The sequence below is a fragment of the Acinetobacter sp. GG23 genome (assembly GCF_057766365.1).
The window spans coordinates 1-23485 of the sequence record NZ_JBYMDJ010000008.1 but is presented as its reverse complement, the minus strand read 5'-3'; the positions used below and the strand labels follow the sequence as shown (position 1 = coordinate 23485).

21 protein-coding genes are annotated in these 23485 nt (G+C 39.3%); 2 read left to right on the top strand and 19 right to left on the bottom strand.

The genetic code is table 11. From position 1 onward, the window contains the following. Window positions 1-6: 6 nt before the first annotated feature. The 6 genes from AC3CAU_RS12870 to AC3CAU_RS12845 all read right to left on the bottom strand — a co-directional run bounded on the left by AC3CAU_RS12870 (window position 7) and on the right by AC3CAU_RS12845 (window position 5150). The gene (locus AC3CAU_RS12870; protein ID WP_424621621.1) at window positions 7-1419 is read right to left on the bottom strand and encodes a C13 family peptidase; all 1413 of its coding nucleotides are present in this window, start codon (window positions 1417-1419) and stop codon (window positions 7-9) included. 123 nt (window positions 1420-1542) lie between these two features. Next, complete coding sequence (locus AC3CAU_RS12865; RefSeq protein ID WP_447053584.1) at window positions 1543-2361, bottom strand: class I SAM-dependent methyltransferase; 819 nt, start codon at window positions 2359-2361, stop codon at window positions 1543-1545. Continuing rightward, on the bottom strand, window positions 2355-3179 hold the full coding sequence (locus tag AC3CAU_RS12860; RefSeq protein WP_447053585.1) for an undecaprenyl-diphosphate phosphatase: 825 nt from the start codon (window positions 3177-3179) through the stop codon (window positions 2355-2357). Before AC3CAU_RS12860 ends, AC3CAU_RS12865 begins: the two co-directional genes overlap by 7 nt. A gap of 12 nt (window positions 3180-3191) precedes the next feature. Beyond that, a complete protein-coding gene (gene tsaB / locus AC3CAU_RS12855) occupies window positions 3192-3857 on the bottom strand; it encodes a tRNA (adenosine(37)-N6)-threonylcarbamoyltransferase complex dimerization subunit type 1 TsaB (protein WP_131214284.1) in 666 nt (221 codons plus the stop codon). Window positions 3858-3987: 130 nt separating this feature from the next. Then, the gene (locus AC3CAU_RS12850) at window positions 3988-4518 is read right to left on the bottom strand and encodes a gamma carbonic anhydrase family protein (RefSeq protein WP_447053586.1); all 531 of its coding nucleotides are present in this window, start codon (window positions 4516-4518) and stop codon (window positions 3988-3990) included. A 14-nt stretch (window positions 4519-4532) separates the two neighbouring features. Continuing rightward, the gene (locus AC3CAU_RS12845; protein WP_447053587.1) at window positions 4533-5150 is read right to left on the bottom strand and encodes an NUDIX hydrolase; all 618 of its coding nucleotides are present in this window, start codon (window positions 5148-5150) and stop codon (window positions 4533-4535) included. A 126-nt stretch (window positions 5151-5276) separates the two neighbouring features. On the opposite strand from AC3CAU_RS12845, the gene AC3CAU_RS12840 reads away from it, so the two are divergent. Continuing rightward, on the top strand, window positions 5277-5825 hold the full coding sequence (locus tag AC3CAU_RS12840; protein WP_447054339.1) for an NUDIX hydrolase: 549 nt from the start codon (window positions 5277-5279) through the stop codon (window positions 5823-5825). 59 nt (window positions 5826-5884) lie between these two features. On the opposite strand, the gene filF is transcribed toward AC3CAU_RS12840, so the two are convergent. The 6 genes from filF to filA form a co-directional block, all read right to left on the bottom strand. Next, complete coding sequence (gene filF, locus AC3CAU_RS12835) at window positions 5885-7855, bottom strand: putative pilus system protein FilF (protein ID WP_447053588.1); 1971 nt, start codon at window positions 7853-7855, stop codon at window positions 5885-5887. Window positions 7856-7876: 21 nt separating this feature from the next. Continuing rightward, the gene (filE, locus tag AC3CAU_RS12830; protein WP_447053589.1) at window positions 7877-9031 is read right to left on the bottom strand and encodes a putative pilus assembly protein FilE; all 1155 of its coding nucleotides are present in this window, start codon (window positions 9029-9031) and stop codon (window positions 7877-7879) included. Between the two features lie 32 nt (window positions 9032-9063). Next, the gene (filD, locus tag AC3CAU_RS12825; protein ID WP_131214289.1) at window positions 9064-10728 is read right to left on the bottom strand and encodes a putative pilus system OmpP1/FadL family transporter FilD; all 1665 of its coding nucleotides are present in this window, start codon (window positions 10726-10728) and stop codon (window positions 9064-9066) included. Between the two features lie 12 nt (window positions 10729-10740). Beyond that, on the bottom strand, window positions 10741-11973 hold the full coding sequence (gene filC / locus AC3CAU_RS12820) for a putative pilus system protein FilC (RefSeq protein ID WP_447053590.1): 1233 nt from the start codon (window positions 11971-11973) through the stop codon (window positions 10741-10743). Window positions 11974-12019: 46 nt separating this feature from the next. Beyond that, the gene (gene filB, locus AC3CAU_RS12815) at window positions 12020-12853 is read right to left on the bottom strand and encodes a putative pilus system C39 family peptidase FilB (RefSeq protein ID WP_447053591.1); all 834 of its coding nucleotides are present in this window, start codon (window positions 12851-12853) and stop codon (window positions 12020-12022) included. A 197-nt stretch (window positions 12854-13050) separates the two neighbouring features. Next, window positions 13051-14091 (bottom strand): putative pilus system protein FilA, encoded by a 1041-nt coding sequence (gene filA, locus AC3CAU_RS12810; protein WP_447053592.1) that lies wholly within the window; start codon window positions 14089-14091, stop codon window positions 13051-13053. A gap of 258 nt (window positions 14092-14349) precedes the next feature. Between filA and pabB the strand changes: the two genes are divergently transcribed. Then, entirely contained in the window at window positions 14350-15687 is a 1338-nt protein-coding gene (pabB, locus tag AC3CAU_RS12805; RefSeq protein WP_447053593.1) for an aminodeoxychorismate synthase component I, read from the top strand. 21 nt (window positions 15688-15708) lie between these two features. On the opposite strand, the gene hisC is transcribed toward pabB, so the two are convergent. From hisC to AC3CAU_RS12770, 7 genes are all read right to left on the bottom strand, one after another. Continuing rightward, entirely contained in the window at window positions 15709-16797 is a 1089-nt protein-coding gene (hisC, locus tag AC3CAU_RS12800) for a histidinol-phosphate transaminase (RefSeq protein ID WP_447053595.1), read from the bottom strand. Between the two features lie 175 nt (window positions 16798-16972). Next, a complete protein-coding gene (hisD, locus tag AC3CAU_RS12795) occupies window positions 16973-18274 on the bottom strand; it encodes a histidinol dehydrogenase (RefSeq protein WP_424619514.1) in 1302 nt (433 codons plus the stop codon). 186 nt (window positions 18275-18460) lie between these two features. Then, complete coding sequence (gene hisG / locus AC3CAU_RS12790; protein WP_424619512.1) at window positions 18461-19162, bottom strand: ATP phosphoribosyltransferase; 702 nt, start codon at window positions 19160-19162, stop codon at window positions 18461-18463. Further along, window positions 19162-20418 carry a UDP-N-acetylglucosamine 1-carboxyvinyltransferase gene (gene murA, locus AC3CAU_RS12785; protein WP_447053596.1) on the bottom strand — a complete coding sequence of 419 codons (1257 nt, stop codon included), beginning with the start codon at window positions 20416-20418 and terminating at the stop codon, window positions 19162-19164. Before murA ends, hisG begins: the two co-directional genes overlap by 1 nt. Before the next feature lie 6 nt (window positions 20419-20424). Next, window positions 20425-20676, bottom strand: coding sequence for a BolA family iron metabolism protein IbaG (gene ibaG, locus AC3CAU_RS12780; protein ID WP_004650949.1), 252 nt, complete (start codon window positions 20674-20676; stop codon window positions 20425-20427). Between the two features lie 137 nt (window positions 20677-20813). Continuing rightward, on the bottom strand, window positions 20814-21146 hold the full coding sequence (gene hpf / locus AC3CAU_RS12775; RefSeq protein ID WP_424619507.1) for a ribosome hibernation-promoting factor, HPF/YfiA family: 333 nt from the start codon (window positions 21144-21146) through the stop codon (window positions 20814-20816). A gap of 173 nt (window positions 21147-21319) precedes the next feature. Further along, a complete protein-coding gene (locus tag AC3CAU_RS12770) occupies window positions 21320-22774 on the bottom strand; it encodes an RNA polymerase factor sigma-54 (RefSeq protein ID WP_447053597.1) in 1455 nt (484 codons plus the stop codon). Between the last annotated feature and the right edge of the window lie 711 nt (window positions 22775-23485).

Here is a 23485-nt window from a genome sequence, read left to right as displayed (position 1 = left end):
TTTTCCTTATGGTGTTTGAACACTTAATTGTGGTGTTTCTATTTTGATATCTGTTTGAATTTTAGCCGGAAATAAGCGCTGCTCCAATTGTGGCAACATAAATTCCATATTTTTCCCAATCGACCATTGCGGTTCAGAGGGCTCAAAACCTTGAGCCTTTTCCCATTGCGCCACCGTCTCTTTGCTTTGTTCAAATGCGGCACTGATTGAAGTCTGCTCGCGCATAGACTGATCAAAGAAAGCCCGTCCAAAATAAGTATAATCGGCTTCATTCGAACAGCCAAAGGATGCGCGATCGGCAGCAGAAGCAGTAATAATTAAAGTATTGTCATCTTGCAAGGCAGGAACAAAACTGCCTGAATAACATGCAGAAATTACAATCACGCGCCAACGAATTCCCGACTTATCCAAAGTATCTTTTAGCCATTTTGGATCGACGTCGTTTAAATCTATGGGTGCATTTTCCATTTCAAACTGATTTGGCAAGCCATGCGATGTCATATATAAAAATAATACATCGCTTTCACGATTCATTTGCTGCCCGATACGGCGTAAAGCCATTTCCATACTGGTACGTGAAGCAATTGGAGTTTTAGTGCGTGTTGCAGGATTATTGACTAATATAAGTGAGCGACCGAAAGTCCCAAAACGGGTATCAAACTGTTCTTTTATCCGCTCGACTTCCGACTTAAAAACGTCTTGATAGCCTGCGCCTGCTACGCCTAAAAAGTACCAATGCGATTGGGCGAATTCACCATACTGAACGGCTTCAAGAGATTTGCTCAATACTCGACTTTGTGCGTAAAAGGCATCTTCGGCAAACGTTGGCGGGCTTTCTTCCACTTTCCAGATTGGTTGACCTTTGACCGACATTTGCCAGACTACGAGGGTAAACAGGGTTGCCGCGACAATCAATCCCCGCTCCCACCACGGCCACTTTAATTCACGTGAAAAAACCCAGACCACAGCCAGACTTTGCCAGACAAACAGCACCATGAATATCATCGGTAGATAGTCATAAAAGATGTAAGGCAATACGTCGATATAACCCAGATACTGAATCAGACTTTGCAAAAGCGCGATATGGGTATCCAGTACCAGCCACAGTAAAGCGGGCACCAACATCAAACGCGGATTATTAATCCGTTGTGATAGGAAAATACCGACAATCAGCGCAATAAAAGGCCATAAGGCATAGCTGATCAAGCCTTGAGGATTAAACTCCCCTACTTCCCCTGAACTTAACCAACTAAATAAACTGTTGGCACTACCGCCTAAAATCCCCCAAAAAATCAGCTGTAATATCGAGGGTCGAACAATTTGTAAAGACCGACGTGATCCCAAAAAGAGCCACATCCCTGCAGTTTGGTTGCTTTTAAAATCATGCCAAAAATTAATGGAGGGTTTAAAGTCGATCATAGGATTTAGGGTTAGCTGTAGCTCGCTGGTTCACAATGTAAGTTTATGCTTGATGGGAGTTTTATCAATGCCGTTTTTTAACTATATAACAAATTAGTGCCCAATATTGAAGCAATTACCAAACTACTCTACAAGGTGCTGCTGAAAGTATGCATCAAAACGACATGCATCACCTTGCCATTGATGATTGGGTTCTTGGCTCGCTAAATATACCGCTAAACGAGGCCGCTTTACCACCACCCGTTTTGCTATTTTTTGTGCCAAAATCAATAAATTATCCCCTAGATCCATTTCACCATCTTCAGGTAATAACATATGCAGTAATTGCATCTGCTTTTTGACTTGAGCCTGTTTTTTAATCGCTTGCTGGTTTTGATCGCGTTGTGGAAACATGGGATCCAGATAAACCACATCTACGATATTATTATGCTCAGCTTGCTGAATCAGGTAATCGGTTGAATCAGAGAAAACCAGATCAATCCGTGCAACCACTGAACTTAAAAAAGCATCATGTTCAGCATGAGTTTTAGTATCTTCAAGCAAGGTAAACAAGATGGGATGTCGCTCAACCAAGGTGACATCAGCACCTAAATGTGCCATCAGTAAACTGTCATGCCCCAACCCTGCGGTCGCATCGATCAAGTTTGGTTTTTCCCCCAGATTACACGCTCGCGCAATCATTTCAGATTTTAAGGATGCTCTTTTTAAACGTGGCACCTCTGCTTTCCAGTCCGGCTGCATCTTCATGCCATTGGCACATAACCACAGACCGGATTCATCTACGCATAAAGCAAGCTCAGGATGAAAACGCAAAAATCTGGCATTGAGCTTTTCAATGACTTCAAGATTTACCTTCACTCCACGACAAAAAAGCACAGCAGAATACTGCTGTGCTTTCTGTTGAAATTCTTGTTCTACAAATAAGCGGATCTCGCTTACCATAATTTCCAGCCTGTAAATGCAAAGAGTAAGATTAAAAGACCCGAGGCAATACGATACCAGGCAAAAACCATAAAATCACGTTTCGCGACATAGGCCACCAATACACGAATTAGAATCAAAGCCGAAACAAATGACACTATAATTCCTGTTGCAAGAACGGCCCAATCTTGTGTACTTTCGAATACATGGTAGCTTTGATACAGATCTAACAGGCCTGCACCAATAATCACCGGTATGCCCAAGAAGAAGGAAAATTCTGTTGCCGCTTTACGGGATATGCCTAAGAACATTGCACCAATAATGGTTGCACCCGAACGTGAAGTCCCCGGAATTAAAGACAGCACTTGAATTAAACCAATCCAGATCGCTTCTTTATAGCTAATGTTCTCGACTTCTTCAGCATTGACTTTAAGTGGATTTTTCTCAATCCAGATAATAATGAAACCACCAACAATTAAACCAATCGCAACGGCAATATCATTAAATAATAACTCTTTGACTGCCTGTCCAAAAGTCAGACCAATCAATACGATTGGAATAGAAGCCATGATCAGGCTAAACCCCAAATGGCGACCTTTGGGTTCACCGGTAAACATACCGGTTGCCGCGCCCCACAGACGAGCCCAGTATTCATAAATCACTGCTGCAATCGCGCCCATTTGAATGGCAATCACGAACACATCACTTTTTTCTTTAGTCCAGAAATTCATTAACTCTGAAGCGAGAATTAAATGCCCAGTACTGGAAATAGGTAGAAATTCGGTAACACCTTCTACAATACCCATAATTGCCGCTTTTAGCAGCAGTAAAAGATCCATAAAAAATCCTAATTATGATTTGCCCTGTTCTGGAATTTTTTTCCAAGCGTTATCACGTAAATACACAGGTAATGCCTGTTCAGCACTGACCCATTTTTTTTGTTCAACATCTGCGCGCGCAATGGTAGCAATATCTTGCGCAGTCGCACTTAAGTCTTTGTATTGTATTTGTTCAGGCTTAATTAAAGCTGAACCAGAACCTACAAGTTCAAATTTAACCGCATGACTGGCATCATTGTAATTTAACAGTCGTTCTTCATCCACAGCCTGCATAATGCCCTGTGAATCGAGTTCAAAACTCGCAATATAGACTTCCTTCATCCGAGCATCGAGGACTGCTGTCACGGCGGTTAAACCTGCAATGCGGTGTGCCGCCTGTGCCAAGGCTTGTAAAGTTGAAACAGGAATAACCGGCAGGTCATTTGCCCATGCCAATGCCTGAGTCACAGCTGCATTAATTCGTACACCACTAAAAGAACCGGGACCACGGCTAAATGCAATTGCAGTTAGTTCAGATGCAGATAGACCAAGCTGGGTAAATGCCTGCTCAATCATCGGGAGAATCGTTTGCGTTTGTGCTTTTGCTCGCGCATCTAATTGGAAAAATAATTCTTGGGTTTCATCTACAATAGAGACGGAACACTGCTCATTGGCAGTTTCCAACGCCAGCAATTTCATGCACGACCTTAATTAATTTAAATGTAAAAAACGAGACATATGATACTCCACTCATCCGCACTAGGCGAGATTTTCCATCTGGGGAATACAAAAAAGCCAAGCATTTGCTTGGCTGAATAAAGTCATCAAATTACAGTTCAATTCTTTCCAAGTTCTGAAAATTCTTAAAATGTTCTGCGTAATGCAGGGCACTCATTTTGAGTTTAACTTCAGCAGTCCCATCTAAAGTTTTGATGATTTTCCCGGGCGAACCCATCACTACAGAATTGTCTGGAATGATCTTGCCTTCAGGAATTAGTGCATTCGCGCCGATAATACAATTTTTACCAATCACTGCATGGTTTAAAATGACTGAGTTGATACCAATTAAAGTGTTATCCCCAACAGTACAGCCATGCAACATGGCTTGATGCCCAATCGTGACATAATTGCCAATATGCATTTCAATGCCAGCATCGGTATGTAGCACTGCATTCTCCTGAATATTGCTAAAATCACCAATTTTGATTTTGCTGTTATCACCGCGGATTACCGCGCCAAACCAGACACTGACCTGCTTTCCCATTTCAACTTGACCAATCACCGTCGCATTGTCTGCTACCCAGCCATCCCAAGGCTGATGTGTTGCTTGAGGTGCATAACCATTAAATTTGTACAGCATGATGTGATATTCCCTTATCTATTGCGTTTAATTTTATTGGTATGAAAAGCTGGAGAATTTAACAAAAATGGCCACTCTTTCTGATAATTTAAACCATATTGAAATAGTGATATCAACATCCGTGCGGTTAAGCCCCAGACAATTTCATTTTCCACCCGCATACTGGGAAAATATAAAGACTGGTGTGCATAACGCACTTCATAGGGAATGGGTGGCGCGTTCATTAGACTACTTAGGGATGCAAAGAAAATACGATCAATTTCAGTCGGTTGAGCAGTCAAATTGACTTCAGCTGGAATTACTCCCACTACAGGTTTAACCAACATGCCATTGCGTGCTTTTTGCATCGGTAAATCACCAATCAATTGCACATCAAATGGATTTAATGCCGTTTCCTCATAGGCTTCACGTAATGCCACGACGATATTACTGGTATCTTGTGGATCTCTTTTCCCTCCCGGAAATGAAACCTCTCCAGCATGATTGTTTAAATATAAAGAACGTCGGGTAAGTAGAACTTTTGGATCAGATTCATCTGTAATCGCGATTAATACAGCAGCCTGTGCCGGCTTGACCCGTGTTGAAAAACGTAATCTTTGCTGTAACGATTGTATTAATGAATGGTCATCCATACCTCTACTCTCCCGTCATTTCTTCTTAGTTTCATCATAGCTGAATTTTTATTCTAAAAGATAGAAATGATGCCAAAGTTGAATTTTTCAGTTATGCTGAACACACCTTTATCATTGACGATGAATATGAATTTCTGTGTAATTTGTGGACATAAAACAACGGGAAAAATCCCACTCGGCGATCATCAATTACGCCGTGTTTGTACAGATTGTGGCAATATTCATTACATCAATCCTAAGGTTATTTGTGGAGCACTGGTACTTTGGGAGAATAAAGTTTTGCTTTGTCGCCGTGCCATTGAACCTCGTTATGGGTTATGGACACTTCCAGCCGGTTATATGGAATTATTTGAAACCATGGAGCAAGGTGCAGCTCGTGAAACCCGTGAAGAAGCTGAAGCTGAAGTTGAAATAGAACAACTCTACTGTATGTATAACATTCCTCGAATTGGGCAAATTTATGTTCTGTTCAAAGCCAATCTGGTAAATGGGATATTCGGTGCCGGCGAAGAAACTATTGAATCACGCTTATTTGAAGAACATGAAATTCCGTGGTCTGAACTGGCTTTTCCAAGTGTAGAACGCACCTTAAGGCATTATTTTGAAGATCGTAAAACTGCTTCTTTCAGCATGCATTTAGAAACTTTAGGTACCCGTTTAGATCATACCGGTTAATCCATTTAATAAAAAAATAAGCTCCTAAAAAGCCCATCCTGTGATGGGCTTTTTAGGGATTACTTAATTTTGACTGTATAACACGGAGCCAAAGATAGCTCTAAAGTCCCACCATTCAGTTTAGCTAGGGCTTTATCATTCTCTGTCACCAAGCTGGGGTTATTTATATTATAAATACCCTGGAAACTCGCCAAGCTATTGCCCCATTTCACAGCACTATTATCCGAGTTAGTAAAGCTTACTGCTGTTGGTTTCGTTCCAGTGGGTATTGACGGATCCAGCAAGTTGGTCAAACGCAATAATGCACCTCCCACAACAATACTTTCAGCTGATGCTTCAGTCGATGTTTTAATCGTAGAATTCATCCCGACTAATGCACCATCAATTTTTGAAAATGCTGCACCTGCTAAAATCATACGCATGGAAATCGATTGTTCTGGCGTAAAGGTACGTGCAATGGTGCCTAAACGGTATTGCTGTACATTATTTGTATCCTTAAATGAATTCGGAAGTATATCCTCGCCACTGCATCCATTTACTCCATCTGTAGACATATCATTTTCAGTAGAATCAGGCTTCATATTGGTACGAATATCCCCATTACGGTCTATAACAATCCCTAATTTCACATCAGCTACCCCAGTAGTGGTAAATTTGAATGTTAAATCGGCATATAGGGGAAAGACATACTTGTCTCCTAAAGCCACATTATTAATCGATTTAAAGACTTTTCTATCAAGATAGGTAATCGGGAAAATTTTATACAGATCTAAACTACCTTTATATACCTCACCCGAGTTGGTATTTTGCTGCCATTGACCCAAATCCAGTAAATCACTGGCAGTAAGTGTCGTTTTCTTGGTCAGTAATTTATAAAAACTTTCTTTTCCGGCAATCATATAATCGTTGTAAAGTTTACCCTGATTAATGATGAGAGGTTGAGAACTTACATCCTCTAGATCAAACTGATAATCCTGATCAATTTTTTTGCTGACCGGATTAATCCAATGAGACTGTGCTGCAGCGGTCATCCGTACTGGTCTTGCGTTACGGATCAATCCAGCATTTACAGAACTGAGTGCAGTTGAAGGTGGGGAAGAAGGTGTAATAGTACCTCGCCATTGTAAACCACTACCCAAGGTATACCCCTGACGGTCAGTAATTAACATGAAATGCCCAAATAAAAACTTGATGGATGTATCCGTTGTAGTACAGACATCTTTATTACACCCCACCAAACCATCAGAACCCGACAGCAAGTTCCCCACTACACCACTGGTAGAAAATAGAGAAAATTCTGGTTGATATACTGCTGCACTGGCAATGGTCATTAATTTCTTGACCACTTCAAATGCTTGATCATCCGTAATTATATTTACATCTACCCATGGTTTAATGATGGCTATATATTCGCCGTTAATGATTTGTTGAGTTGTTAATGACTTTAAAATCAGATCTAATTTTGTTCGCATTGCATCGGTAATATATAAAGCCTGAATATCTGTCGGCTCAACAATTTTATTATCTTCCAAAGCCAATACTTGCAAAATTTTTACCAGACTCATTGCCACCTTAACGGTCGCATCACTCTGATCCAGATTTATTGCAGACTGTCCTGTAATCCCTTGTGCAATATCGAGAATGGTCAAACGTGGAATATGCCCTGTCGTACTGACGAGTGCAATTTTACTTAAATCCACTGTTCCCAGATTAATCTCTTTATCTTTTTCACCTTTTATAAAGAAACTGATTTTGTCACCATTTCTACAGCTACCAGTAGCCACATTATTGGCTAGATCTATAATAGAAATAAAGCTGTTGCTTGTATCGCTACTACATTTAAAGTTAAGTCCATCCAGCGGATAGTCCAATGCAAATTGCACACAGCCATTCGTACCTACAGTACATGCACCATTTTCCGTACTCGAATCATAAGCTTCCGGGATAATATTGGCGCTTTCACCACCACAACCACTTAAACCAGCCATTAATGTTGTTAAAGCAAAAGGGAGTAAATACTTATTTTTCATCCTAGTTCTCTTCTTATATCCTTAGCGAATTGCTATTAATTTTAATTGCCCCTGATTGGTGAGCGCTTTGTTTTCCAAATCTATTGCACTAGCTAAAGGAGTCAATAATATATATTGACTTTGAGCAGGAATATGAACGATTCCTTCAATCTTTTGATATGTTGTAAAAGATTGAACATTTTCATTATTTTTAAACCCCCCAGTACCCTCAAGCACGCAACCACTCGAATCTAAAAAAACCACAAATGGCCAATAAAAGGTCGGATTCTGTTGTCGTGATGCATAAGAGCTAATCTGAATATTCTGAATTGCATTGGAAACTTTCACAATTTCAAAATCAAACTGTTCTTTTAATGGGGCACGAGGCCAAATATTAAGGTCCTTATCCAAACTGAGGGTTTTCGCATTTTTAATTTTTTTATCCTTAATACATTGTTGACCTAAACTTTTAATGGCATCTGCTTGAGAAACCCGATAATAAGTCGATGACAATGTAATCGGGCCAGTATTCTGTTTTTGATTCTTTTTAAAAATTGATTGCAGCAGAGATTTACTTACTCCTTTTTCACGCTCAACCGTTTGTAAACGTGTCGCTCCATGCTTGATATCAATTATCCCTTCAGGCATAGCGTAAAAGCGTTTTTTCCCTTCTAAATTAAATTCTTTATTTTCCAAGTATTCATTTTTAATATATTTTTCACCAGAAATCATCGTAAAAGTATCCGTGCTTTCAGATTCTTCTTGCTTGACTAAAGTATCGGACAAATGAATTTTCGTTTCCTCATTTTTAAGCTTTGGTTGGGCATTTGAAACATATTTTACTTGTTCTACATTTTTCGATTCAACTTGAACTAGAGGGTACTTATGCTCTTTTTTATTCACAAGAGCTGAATTATTTTTTTTAGTTACAGCAGAAATTGATCCATTTTCTACTGGTAATTGTGCAGATTTAGATAACTTTATTTCAGTTATAGTTTTTTGTGTTTGTGTTTCTTGTACATTGTTTTGAATTGTAGTTAGAGGTTGCTGCACCTTTAAAGCTTCAGCAACCTTAGGTTTTGACTGGATGGGTTGTTGTACGATCATCGGTCGACCATCAGGGCCAATAATAGTATAAAACTCGCCTGCATATGAAAAAGATACCTGCGCTACACATAGCATAAGTATTGATTTCACAAATGAATTCCCTCTCATTATTTTCAAATCGCTTACCATCTCGTTCTATAGTTCAATCCTAAAATCGTTATTTTGGTATCTGTTTTGACATTTAAACCCGCATATGGATTCAATAAAATATTATTTACCCCAGTACAGTTAGATAAACAACTCGAATTGGCAGGAATATTATCTTTACTACGTAAAAAACCAATTGATAAATCTAAATCAGTTTCAGCATCAAAACGATAGCCGACACCCAAACCAAACAATTGCGCATTGTTAATGGGAATCATTGTATTTCTTCGACCATCAGGAATAGCACTGCTACGTGGTTCATATCCGGCACGTAATTTCAAACGATCCGTCGCAGAATATTCAACACCTATTCCAAAACTCCAAGGTGAAGTAAATTCCATAGGCAAAGCTAATGAAGTATCTCCAATATTTTCAGAGAGCAACTTGGCTATTTTTAATGCTGAAATTTGTCGGTCAAACTCAAATTTAAATTTGTCCCAAGCCTTATAGTCTGTCCAACCTACATCAAAATTGACCTGTAAATCGGGTAAAAGCTTATATTTTATCCCAGCTTGAAAATGTGCTGGATATTCAAAGTCCATTGAAACAAGCCCAGACTCACTGGCAGGTACAGCATTTGGAAAACCTAAAATTGCTGCAAGAATTTGTCCAGTAGGCGATGACATTAAGCCTTTAATTAATTCACGTGGTGCTTTGGCATTATCAATATGATACTTACCTTTCAAACGCATTTTTGCCGCACTTTGATAGACCATACCGAAGCTAAAATCTTCAGTCGGCTCCCACAAAACACCGAGGTTATAACTCGGACTTAGCGACTGTTCTAAAGCTAGTTGCATTTGACCAAATCGGCCAAATGGGTTCATCCCCTCTTCGGTATTACACATACCGAGTAATAAAATATCAGTAATGATATCTGAGTTTTCTTTAAAAGGTGTGCAGACAACCTCATCGATCATGCGCAACATACCAATCAATTCATTTGGAAAACGTAAATCTGTTTTTAGCCCAATGGCTTGATATGACATCCCTACAGAAGCGCCAACCGATAAATGGTCATTTACTTCATATGCAATAGAAGGGGATAAATATGTAATCCGCTCTAGAGCAACTTGTTGCCCCATATAATTACCTGGGTTTCCATTTTCTGCACCAAAACCGGCAACCAACGGTGCATACATTGCAGTCGCGAAAGTTGTTTTGGAACCTGGCGGATTGTAAGCAATACCTGCTGTAGGCGCTGCCAATGGAAAACCTTCACCAAGATCAACCATCTTTTTTAATACGGGTACATATAAACTTACGTATTCTACATCACCACTAACGGTCCCTTTAAAGTCGGTACATAAATCCGAAGAAACCTCAGGTCCATCATTACATACCATTGGATCATCAGAATAACCAAATACGTTATAGCCTGGAGGAACCGAGAATTCTCGCTTAATATCGAAATTAGCAAGGATACCTTGTACGTCAGTTTGCAAGCCTTCAATTTTAGTCAAGGCTGCAGGATTAAAATGAATTGCACTAATTCCGGGAGGATCTGCAGTAACCGCATTCCCCATACTCAATGATCTGATATCAACAGATAAGTTGGTTCCTAATTGAGCAAAAGTTGCACTTGAACAGCCCGATATGATAATTGCTGCGGCTAACGGGCGAAGTCGAATCTTATACATACGACCACCCTCTTAGCGTAGTTTCTTGCCGAAACCTAAAATATCAAGTGGGAATGACAAACCCAAAGATACATCAGGTGCATCTTCGGTTAAGCCTATACCCACAGTTCCATTTACAATTGTCTCGGGTGAAACACGAACACCTAATGAAATTGCTAAAGTAGAACTGGTTTGATCAGCCGGTGAATAGCTTTCACCTGAACTATAAGTAAACTCTGATCCCGTATTAAAACTTTGCTGATATGACATAGTCATAGAAACATCGTAGTTGAATGAATAAGCAAAACCAAAAGCAAAACCACCGCTAATCCCTGGTGTAAACTCATCAATAATACGCGAACCACGACGTTGATTAAGTCCAGTTTCTTTAAATCCGTAATTTGCGGAAACAGAGGCAAAAAGTACCACTGGATCTATATATTTGCGTGTACTTGCCCCAACGCCCGCAGAGTAATAGCCTTTACCCGTTGATAAATCATCTGCAGCATTTATTTCATATGGGCTATCACCGGTTTTAGTAGATATATTACCAAATAGGATTAAAGGTAAACGACCAGCTTTAAGTGGGAAAGGTTCCCAACGTGCACCAAAAGAAATATCACCTAAACCCGCGGTAGAGGCATCTTTTAATAAATCTGTTTTTGCGACTAAAGGGAGCGAAGCCGTAAATGTCAAATTATCCAAAATGCCGTATTGTGCAGTAAAAGTATTAGTAATTGAGTGGGTCGCATTTTCTTGAACACGCAGTTGGTAAAGCTGTCCTCTCGCCATTTCAGCATCAATTTGTGTATCACGATAATAGGTATAATCGATATCATAATAAGACGAAATATCACCTTTTTTAATTAATGAATACTGTCTTTCATTAGAAGTAAAAACTTCTTGTAAATTAGTTTCTTTACTCGCATCTCCTTCTTGCTGCTGTAAGGCTGAAGATGCTTGAGAACGTTCATCTGTCGGCTGTGATTGCACTAGAGAATTAGTATTTACAGGTATTGCTGCTGCCCCTGTTTCCTGGTGTTCCTCGACAGCTTCATATTCGCCGAGTGCTGACTCTTCTACCTCAGCATTTACCCCTGCTGCCGTTTGTTCATTTACAGTCCGTGACGGAGTAGATTCAACTTCTGTTTCCTGTTGATCGACGACCTCATATTCCCCCAGTGCTGGTTCCTCTGCATATGCAATCCCTATTGTCATTTGAATACTCAAGGCCAATAAGGTTTTGTTCATCCATTTACGATTCATATTCCATCCCACCATTTTTATTTTTTTAATCTGCTACTTTTAAACGCTATTTACTCTTGTAATAAAGTCGTAAAAAATTATATGTCGGTGCACCAAAGCTCTCTGATTCTTCATTTAAGTTTTTATCTAAACGAATCGTTGATGCTTTATCAGCAATCTTTTCCATATAAAATTGCGGATATTGTATATTAATAAAAGCATAACGATTAACAGTGGCATCCTCCACATGTCTTAAATCTGAATCATGCAGAGCCAATAAATTTTTTCGCTGTTCAGGCGCCACATTAATTAAAAAAAGTGTATTGTTTTCCCAAATTTCTTTAAAACGCTGCTCATCAAAACTGATATTCCCCAGTGCAGGATCAGCGACATAAATGCGGCCATTTTTATAGGCTTTAAAAACAACAAAATGCTTAAACCCTGCATATGAAATTGGTACGATTGCAGGTTCTGCCTGTTTTATTAAATCTGAAAACTCACCTTTATATCCCCCACTATCTAGGCCCAACGCTCCTACAAAGCGCTTCATATCTAGCAAAGAAAAACTTCGACGTTCAACGATTTTTTCAGTTTCTCCAAACTTTAGAAGACCTTCCATAGTTTGTTGTTCAGACAGTTGTGTTCCTACATAACCATTTAACAATGTTGTTAAGGCGGCAGATCCACAACTATAGTCATAGGCTTGGCGTACAATGCCACGAAATTGGTCTTGTAAAGCGGGTTTAATAAGGACAGGCTCTCTATGCATCCGGTTAAATGAATCTTGTCGAGAATCCAAAGTTTCTGTGTAATAGACCGCTTCTGCGGGTTTTTTCTTAATATCAAAGGCTTCTGTGGCAAAGTAGTACATCAATGCCGAGCCTAATGCAATCTCTAACATATCTTTTAACTTTTCTAGTTATCGGCATGACGCGCCTTTGTTCATTATTTTTTTAGAGCTAATGCTCTACATCCATGTAAAAAGGAAGATACCCTTTTTTATAAAAAAAAACAGCTTTTTTTTAGTTTTTTTGAAAAATTTCACATTATTTTTGTAAAAAAAAGCGCGTGATTTCACGCGCTTTTTTTTATATAAAATTAACGACCAGAAATACTAATTACAGAACCTTTAGTATAGCTAGCACCATAGAATGTTTGTAGACCTTGAACTTCTACATCACCAATAGAACCACCAGCACGGCTACCTAAATGGATGCCTTTAACATAATTATCAATTTTGTCATTTGTGCTTACAATACGTACAAAGCCTTTATTCGCTGCTGACTCGCCAAACACACTCACACTAGCTTTCATGGTTAAATCATTTGTACCTGCATCAGCAACTTTGATGCTTTCAATGAAGATTTCACCCGGGCCTGATGTAGTAATATTAGTCGGAGGAGTACCTGGTATTTGTGCAACTAAAGCACCCTTGGTTGAGTTGTCCAGAATACCTAAGTTTTTAATTTCAAGACCACCAATCATTTTACTGTCTAATTTAATCATTGCACCTTGAGGAGCTGCACCCAACTGAATATTTGCAGTCATTTTACCTGTTTTAACAGACAAACCACTGATGATTGCATTGTAATTGTCATCCTTACCGCCACGACGGATGTTAGCTGAAGGATCATTTGTACCAGATGCAGTTACACCAATCTCACCAAGGTGAATTTCTAAGCCAGAAACTTGAGCTGCGATATTGATGAATGCAGTATTACCATTGCCTGCCCCAGCATCACTATCAATTTGTAAATCAGCAAGATTACCAGTAGCTAACAATGATTGGTAGTTCGCACCAATAAAGATACCCTGATCTTTACGATCAATTGTAGAACCATTGGTTAATGTGATTGTCTCTGAATTTGTTGCACCTCTGATTGAAATAGCACCTGCATTACCAGTACCGCCTAAAGCAGTAACAGGAGTACTTACACCAGAAGCATCTTTCGTACTTAAACCATCATTATCATGAACAAACATTTTATCAATGGTAATTCTAGAAATACCAATCCCGATGTTAATACCATCTTGACCAGTTGTAGCACCTAGCGAAGCATCATCCATTGCTTGCATCGCCATCGCATTTGCACTAATTGCTAATGAAGAAACTAAAGCAAGTTTAGTAAATTTTTTCATCTCGTACTCTCCCAAGAGTATTATTTTTTTGATTGTCAACCACTCGATATCCCATGTTGTTTTTTATTTTTGGACAACAATGAAACCTTTCCTTGAGCAGCCTATTTGCCCTACTAAAGTTATAGGTGTGTCATTTTTTGTTCAACTGCTGTTGGTCGTAATCCATATGTTACCGATAAACGGTATTTACAGTTTTTATGCATAAATATTGTTATAGAATACGTTATCTCTGTATAGCATTTTATAATTTAACATCGTATGGATAATCCTGTTTTTTTTAAAAAACTGTTGACTGAACAATGGCTTAATACAGCTCAAATCCTGTCTTCTTTATCGCATCTCACTCATCTGGTTTACTTGAAAAATGTAAACCAACCTGTGATCGCTTTTTTTGCATCTGAATATCTGCTTAAACAAGGTGAGGTCACTCAAAATTTCACACGAGTTTCGCTCCATCAATATCAAAAAAAATCTCAATCTATTAATTTTAATCATTTTTTTAAAAATAATACTCAAACCTACCATTCTGATTTTAATGGTGGACTGATTGGCTTTATCAGTTATGATCATGCAGCACAACAACAAGTTTACATTAGAGAAAAAAAGCAGCCGTCTTTATTTTTAGGGGTTTATCGCAGTTATCTTAAACTTACCTCTCAGGGGTGGACTTTTTTTAGCGATGAAGAAGATGCTGAAAGAATTTTTCACGTGATTCAGAACGCAATAAAACACAAAAAACACCCATCTTTCTCACTCACTCAACCTTGCAGTGCGCGCTGGAATAAACATGAATATAGAACTGCCTTTAAGAAAGTTCAAAACTATATTAAAGCCGGTGATTGCTATCAAATTAATCTGACTCAAGAATTTACAGCAAAAGCCCAAGGATGCTTATTAACCACAGCTGAAAAGTTTTGGAAACTCACCGATGCACCTTATTCTAGTTATTTAAAGGTTGATGACTTTGAACTATTAAGCTGTTCACCTGAATTGTTTATTAATTTTGAAGAAAATCGAAAAATTGTCACTCGACCAATCAAAGGTACAATGCCCCGTTATGCTGATCCGAAACAAGATGAACAATCCAAAAAAAACCTGATTCATTCGAAAAAGGATCAGGCTGAAAATGTGATGATTGTCGATTTACTGCGCAATGATTTAAGTGTATATGCAGAAACAGGTTCGGTAAAAACACCGCAACTCTTCGGAATCGAATCTTTTAATCAAGTTCATCATATGGTCAGTGAAGTCACTGCCACATTAAAGCAAGATATTAATCCCTTTAAGGTGTTAATGTCTGCATTACCTGGAGGTTCGATTACGGGTGCGCCAAAAATTCGCGCAATGCAGATTATTGATGAAGTTGAAGGGGCGCCTCGCGGAGCTTATTGTGGATCAATGGGCTATTTTAATTTTGATGGTACAGGCTCGTGGAATATTTTAATTCGTTCCATCCAAAAATATCAGGAAGATGTTTCTATTTGGGCAGGTGGTGGAATCACCATTGCCTCAGATTGTGATGCAGAATATCAGGAATGTTTTGATAAAGTTTCTGCCATGCTCGATTTACTCAATACATGGCAGAAAGAATCCTAACTTAGTTCTTTTAAAAAGAGCTTAAGCCAAAATCTCATTTAGAGTATCAACAAGGCGTTGATTTTGTTCATCTGTACCAATAGTAATACGTAGATACTGATTAATACGAGGCTTATTGAAATAACGTACAATAATGCCGCGTTCACGTAATTCAGCTGCTAATTCAGCTGCATCTTTACTTAGGAGTGAGGCAAAAATGAAGTTGGCTTTTGAAGGTAAAATCTTAAAACCAATCGCTTCTAAATCAGTAACTAACTTTTCACGGCTATCAATCACTTTTTGGCATTGTGCTTCAAAATAAGTTTGATCTTCAAATGAAGCCACAGCAGCTGCAATCGCAAAACGATCCATTGGATATGAATTAAAGCTATTTTTTACCGCTTCCAACGCGGCAATTAAATGGGGCTGAGCAATCGCAAATCCCACACGTAGACCCGCCAATGAACGTGATTTAGAGGTGGTTTGACACACGACTAAATTTTCATATTTTTCCACTAAATTCACTGCTGATTCTGCACCAAAATCAACATATGCTTCATCAATCACCACCACTGAGTCAGGATTCGCTTGCAATACTTCCTCAATTGCAGACAATCCCAATGCAATACTGGTTGGTGCATTCGGATTAGTGATAATGATGCCACCATTGGCTTGTTTATAGTCATCCACCACAATTTCAAAAGCATTATTGAGGGGTAAAACTTTGGTTTTTACCCCAAAGAATTGACTATAAACGGGATAGAAGCTGTAAGTAATATCGGGATAGAGTAATGGCTGCTCTTGCACAAAAAATGCTTTAAAAATATGGGCGAGCACTTCATCTGAACCATTACCGACAAAGACATTGCTTACATCAACATTTTGTTGAGCGGCTATGGCTTGCTTTAATGCAGAGGCATCTGGATCTGGATATAAACGCAATACATCGGCTGAGTTTTCTAATACTGCTTGTACCGCTTCTACCACTTTTGGAGAAGGTGGATACGGATTTTCATTGGTATTCAGTTTCAATAAATTTTGAATTTTCGGTTGTTCGCCCGGTGTGTACGGTTCCAATTCACGTACATCTGGACTCCAAAAACGCATTTGTTGTGTCGTGATGGTAGACATTGTTTTTATCTCTTTAATGCACTCAACTTACTTTCGCGTAAGCCCTCTCCTTCTAGGAGAGGGTTTGGGAGAGGTTTATGACTCCCAAACTGAGTTAAATATTTCCCCCTCTCCTAACCTCTCCCATAGGGAGAGGAAGATTCATTACTGAATAAATGAGGGATTTAAATTTATATTATTGATAACGATATCTTGCTGATCTCGCATGCGCATCCAAATTTTCTTGCTGCGCTAATACATCAGCGGTCTTCGCTAAAGTTTTCACGCCTTCTTGCGAACACATGATCAGGCTTGAGCGCTTCTGGAAATCATACACGCCCAGCGGTGACGAGAATCGTGCTGTACCCGAGGTCGGCAAAACATGATTTGGACCTGCACAGTAGTCGCCAATGGCTTCAGGCGTATAACGCCCCATAAAAATTGCACCCGCATGGCGAATATCTTCAGCCATTTCCTGTGCTTCATCCAAGCAAAGCTCTAAATGTTCAGGAGCAACTTGATTAATTAAATCAATCGCCTCGGCACGATCTTTCACCAAAACCAAAGCCCCACGATTGGCAATAGATGTACGTGCAATTTCAGCTTTAGGCAATTCAGCTAGATGGTCTTCAATGGCTTGCTCAACATCATTTAAAAGCTGTTCATCGGGTGTAATGAACACAGCTTGAGCCACAGTATCATGCTCAGCTTGTGACAATAGATCCATTGCCAGCCATTTCGCGTTATTTTTACCTTCGGCATAAACCAGAATTTCAGAAGGTCCGGCAATCATGTCGATACCGACTTGGCCAAACACAGCACGTTTGGCAGCTGCAACAAAACGGTTACCTGGACCGGTAATTTTATCTACGCCCGGAACAGTTTCTGTACCATATGCCAAAGCTGCTACAGCTTGTGCACCACCGATGGTAAATACACGAGTCACACCTGCCAAATAAGCCGCAGCCAACACCAATGGATTCAACTCGCCATTCGGCGCTGGAACCACCATAATAATTTCAGTAACACCAGCAACATGCGCAGGTACAGCATTCATCAACACTGAAGACGGATAAGAGGCTAGGCCACCCGGCACATAAATCCCGACACGATCAAGCGGCGTGATTTTTTGCCCCAGTGTATTGCCTAAAGCATCCACATAAGTCCAGCCATCCTGCTTTTGCGCTTGATGGAACTCACGGATTCGATTTGCAGCCAATTCTAAAGCTTCACGAACTTCCGATTCCAAACCATCAAAGGCCGTTTTGAGTTGTTCTTGAGTAAGTTCAAGATCTGAAAACTGATGCGCTGGATGTCGATCGAACTGTTGAGTGAGTTTAAGAACATGAGCATCACCATGCTGACGCACATCAGCAATGATTTGATCTACGGTTTTTAAAAGTTCTGGGTCACTCACGGTTTCAAAAGCCAACAAATCAGCAAAGACTTGTTTGAAATTTTGATCCTGAGTCGATAAACGTCGCATCAATTTATCCACAATGAAAATAAAGGGAAGCTTTAGTTTACCTGTTTTATCTGCATTTGTCGGTAGTTAGCTCTGACTATCACTCTGAGTTTTATTGGAAATAGCTTTCGGTAAAATTGATTAAACTCATGTTTGTATACATTTTTATGAGCTATAAAAAAAACCGCCCAATTGGACGGTTTTTATTAAAACAAGAAATTAAGCTTGTTTTGCTTTTTCACGATCATCTACTGCTTTTTCAAGCTGGGCCAGAATCGGATTCAATAAAGTCTGCTTACGTTTAAAGCTGGCTTTATTCACAATCAGACGTGAAGAAACTTTGCAAATTTCTTCAAGCGGCTCAAGACCATTAGCACGCAGCGTATTACCAGTATCAACCACGTCGACGATGTAATGACCTAGACCCACAAGTGGTGCAAGTTCCATTGAACCGTAAAGTTTAATCACATCCACTTGCTCACCAAGGCTTGCATAGTATTGACGGGTTAAATTTACGTATTTAGTGGCAATTTTTAAACGACCTTTCGGACGTTCCATCCCCACTTTACCGGCTGTCATGAGTTTACATACAGCAATTTTCAAGTCCAATGGTTCATACACATTTTGCGCGCCATGTTCCATCAACACATCTTTACCCGCGACACCAATATCTGCTGCGCCATTTTCAACATAAGTGGGTACATCAGATGCACGTAAAATTAAAATACGCACTTGCTTATGTGTCGTTGGAAAAATTAACTTACGTGATTTGTCTGGATCTTCCAGCAAGTTAATTCCTGCTGTTTCAAGCAATGGTAAAGTTTCTTTTAAGATACGTCCTTTGCTTAATGCTAAAGTCAAACCATGATCAAAATTGCCCATTACGTCAAAGTTTGGATCATCGTTTCTCATATCGCTCATTAACTTACTCGCTTAATTTGGGCACCTAAACCCTGTAACTTCGCTTCAATATCTTCATAACCGCGGTCAATATGATAAATACGGTCAATCAATGTTTCTCCGTCTGCAGCTAAAGCTGCAAGAACCAAAGAGAATGAAGCGCGTAAATCGGTTGCCATCACTGGTGCTGCAGAAAGTTTATCCACTCCAGTCACAACAGCATCATTACCTTCAACCTGAATATTTGCACCCATACGTGAAAGTTCAGGCACATGCATAAAACGGTTCTCAAAAATCGTTTCAGAAATAGTGGCAAAACCACGACCAATGGCATTTACCGCCATGATCTGTGCTTGCATATCTGTTGGGAACTCTGGATGTGGCAAGGTCTGGAAGCTGACTGCTTTTGGACGTTTACCCATCATGTCGAGTTCAATCCAGTCATCACCACGAGTTACTTCCGCACCCATTTCTTCAAATTTATCCAAAACAGATTCGAGCAATGATGGATCGGTATGCGTAGTTTTGATTTTACCGCCAGTAATGGCAGCAGCAGCTAAGTACGAACCTGTTTCAATACGGTCCGCAACAACCGCATATTCACAGCCATGCAAGCTTTCAACACCCGTTACTACCAAGGTATCCGTATCTAGGCCTTCAATTTTTGCGCCCATTTTAATCAGCATTTGCGCAAGGTCAGTAATTTCTGGTTCACGCGCCGCATTACGAATCGTGGTCACTCCATCAGCCACAACTGCAGCCATGAGAATATTTTCAGTACCACCTACAGTCACCATGTCAAAGATAACTTCGCCACCTTTTAGACGACCGTCCACTTTGGCATGCACATAACCATTTTCCACTTCAATTTCAGCACCCAAAGCTTCTAATGCTTTTAAGTGTTGATCGACAGGACGTGAACCAATGGCACACCCCCCTGGAAGCGACACTTGTGCACTACCATAGCGCGCCAGCAATGGACCAAGCACCAAAATTGAAGCTCGCATGGTTTTGACCAGTTCATAAGGTGCAAACTGATTGTTCAATGTAGAGGTATCAGCCTTAACCGTGTCACCTTCATAAGACATTTGAATACCCAGACCCGCAATCAGTTTCACTAGTGTATTTACGTCTTTAAGATTAGGCACATTGGTTAAGATGGTTGGCGTATCAGCAAGAATCATCGCTGCAAGTAAAGGCAATGCTGCATTTTTCGCACCCGAAATACGCACTTCACCTTCGAGCTTAACACCGCCCTGAATTAAAAATTTATCCATTTAGTTCTAAGCTCCGAATAAGCTTGCTTTACGCCATTCTTCTTTGGTCATTGCACGAATAGTTACCGCGTGTACTTCACCGCTGGCAATATATGAATTTAACGGAGCATAAACCGTTTGTTGACGTGCGACTGGGCGCTTGCCTTCGAATTGCTCATCGACGATTCGAAGATCAAACTTACCGCCTTGCCCACTAACTGCAACTTCAGCCTCTGGAAAAGCAGCTTTTAAAATTTCAGTGAGCTGTTCACTATTCATCACAAAGACCTCTTATAGGACCAACGGTGTAAAAACCTGCCATTTTACTATAAATATGAAAAATAAATCATTAACGCATAACATTTTATACATAAAAAAGAGGTCTCTAAAAAACCTCTTTTCGTTTAAAAATCAAACTATGCAAGCACAGGCTGAGATCCAATTTGCATTTTCCGGTATTTGTGTAATTGTCTTTTTAGTTTTTCTGTTAGCTTCTTAATCGCCGCATACATATCATCGGCACTGGCCTGGGCAAACATCTCTATCCCGGGTAAACGAATAATCGCTTCAGCAATGTGATTGTCACTGCCTTTTTTAGTAATTTTGTCTATTTGATGATCTTTTGAAAGTTTGACCTGCATACTGTTTACTTGATCTAAATGTTTTATCATTTGCGCAAATCTAAGGCGAATATTTTCTTCAATTGCAGGGGTAATAGTTAAATGGTGACCACGAATTGTTATTTGCATAGTTCTATCCCTCACCTTCTTTTAGGATTAGAAAAGAATAGCCAAGCCGACCTAATGACAGCAAAAAATACAATCCTGCGCATTTAACATTAAATCATTTCAACTATTCCTTAAGTAAAAAGAGATTCATTATCTTGTCATAATGAATCTCTAGAATAGCCACACTTTAAAATTTAGATCAAGACTTTTCGTTCAGAAGATGAAGGAATATGTAACGACTCTCGATATTTAGCCACCGTTCGACGGGCCACATCAATCCCGTCTTCTTTCAATAAATTAGCAATAATATTATCTGATAAGGGTTTACGTGGGTTTTCTTCAGAAACCAACTTTTTAATTTTGGCCCGAATGGCAATGGAAGATGCTTCCCCGCCCGAAGTTGTTGCCACGTGACTAGAGAAAAAGTATTTCAGCTCGAATAAACCGCGTGGGGTGAGCATAAATTTGTTGGTGGTTACACGCGACACTGTAGACTCGTGTAACTCTACCTCTTCAGCAATCTCACGTAGCACCAAAGGTCTCATCCCTTCTGCACCAATTTCTAAAAACATTTTTTGATGTTCAACAATACAAGTTGCAACTTTTAATAAGGTTTTATGGCGTTCATCTACACTTTTAATAAAATTTTTTGCATCTAACATTTGATTACGTAAATATTGATTATCATTGCTTTGATCGGCACGCTTAATCATATTGGCATAAAATGAATTAATGCGTAATTTCGGCATGATATCTGGATTTAACTGCACCTGCCAATGGGCGTTTTTTTTCATTACCACCACATCTGGAATTTGATAATCCGAATCTTCTTCTTCAAACTCCAGACCAGGATAGGCTTTTAAAGTTTTTAACAGATCAACTGCACATTTTAATTGATCAGGACTCAAACCTGTTTGTTTAACTAATTTTGCTAACTCATTAGAAATCAATAACTCATAATGACTTAATAATTTGATTGCTTCACCACGATACGCTGTTTGCACAGGTAAAATTTCCAACTGGATCAACAAGCATTCAGCCAAATTACGTGATGCCACCCCGGGAGGATCAAGATGCTGAATATGCTTTAAAACCGCAACCACTTCATCATCTTCAACCTCATCATCGTAATCCATAGATTCTAATAAATACTGAACGGTGGTGGTTATTTCTGTAATTTCTGCATCCAAAAAGCCTTTTTCATCCAAAGAATCAACAATACAATGCGCAATTAATTTATCGACCTGTGAAAAATGCAATAAATTAATCTGTTCAAGCAGATGCTCTTTTAAGCCGAAATGACCTTGACGATTGTCTTCACGCTCTTCATATTCAGGTGAGCCTAGACTCGTTGGTTGATGCGTATAAACATCATCCCAATCGGTATCAACCGGTAAATCAACCGGTAAAGTATTGGCATTTAATTCATTGGTTAGGTCTTTATTATCATGTTCCTGTTCTTCCAAAGAAGATAGACTTTCAATATTTGACTGTTCTTCTATTTTTTCTAATAAAGGATTACTATCGAGTTGAGTTTGAATTTCTTGCTCGAGTTCTAAACTAGATAGTTGAAGCAAACGAATGGCTTGCTGCAAATGCGGTGTCAACGACAAGGAGTTCGCAACTCTTAATCCAACCGATAACTTCATAACACCCCTACTCTTTTTTGAACGCTTATTGTAAGCAATTTTTATGCCGATTTATAATTTTATAGCATAAAATTATTAAAAATCATACAATTTTTAAAGTTTGAAAAGATTAGAATTTATTGACCTTTACTGTACTAAAAAATTAGCGAGAAAATAAGATTCCATCGCCAACCTAAATTTACTTCTGGTTATGCCTCATACCCTACAGATTGATTAGCATTTAGCAAAGTTGAACATCCTTCTCAGTCATTTCGATATTTATTTTAAATGTAATTTAAGATTATTTATTGAAGCCACCCTTTATCGAAATCGAACAGGCTGTCCTTGGCATGATTTACCGAAAGTCTTTGGTAAACCCACTCCATGGTTAAGAAGTTCACTTCAGGGTCTAAAACCAATAAGCAACTCAAAATATTTAATTTATTACCAAATGATGCGGATATAGAATAGACCTTTATTGAAATTAATCATGTTCGTATGCATAAACATGCTACAGCAATTAAAAACCAGAATACTGCAAAGAGGGGCGCTAAAAATAGCCCCAACACTCAATTAACATTCGATACCACGGCTATAGTAAAGAGTTTATTGAGTTTACTTTTACCTTAACACACTAATGAGAAATGGCTATTGTTGGACAGAGCTTTCAGCAGCTAACGCAATCCAAAGCTGAATTTGTCACCGGCTTTGTGTCCTACAAAAACCAGGGCC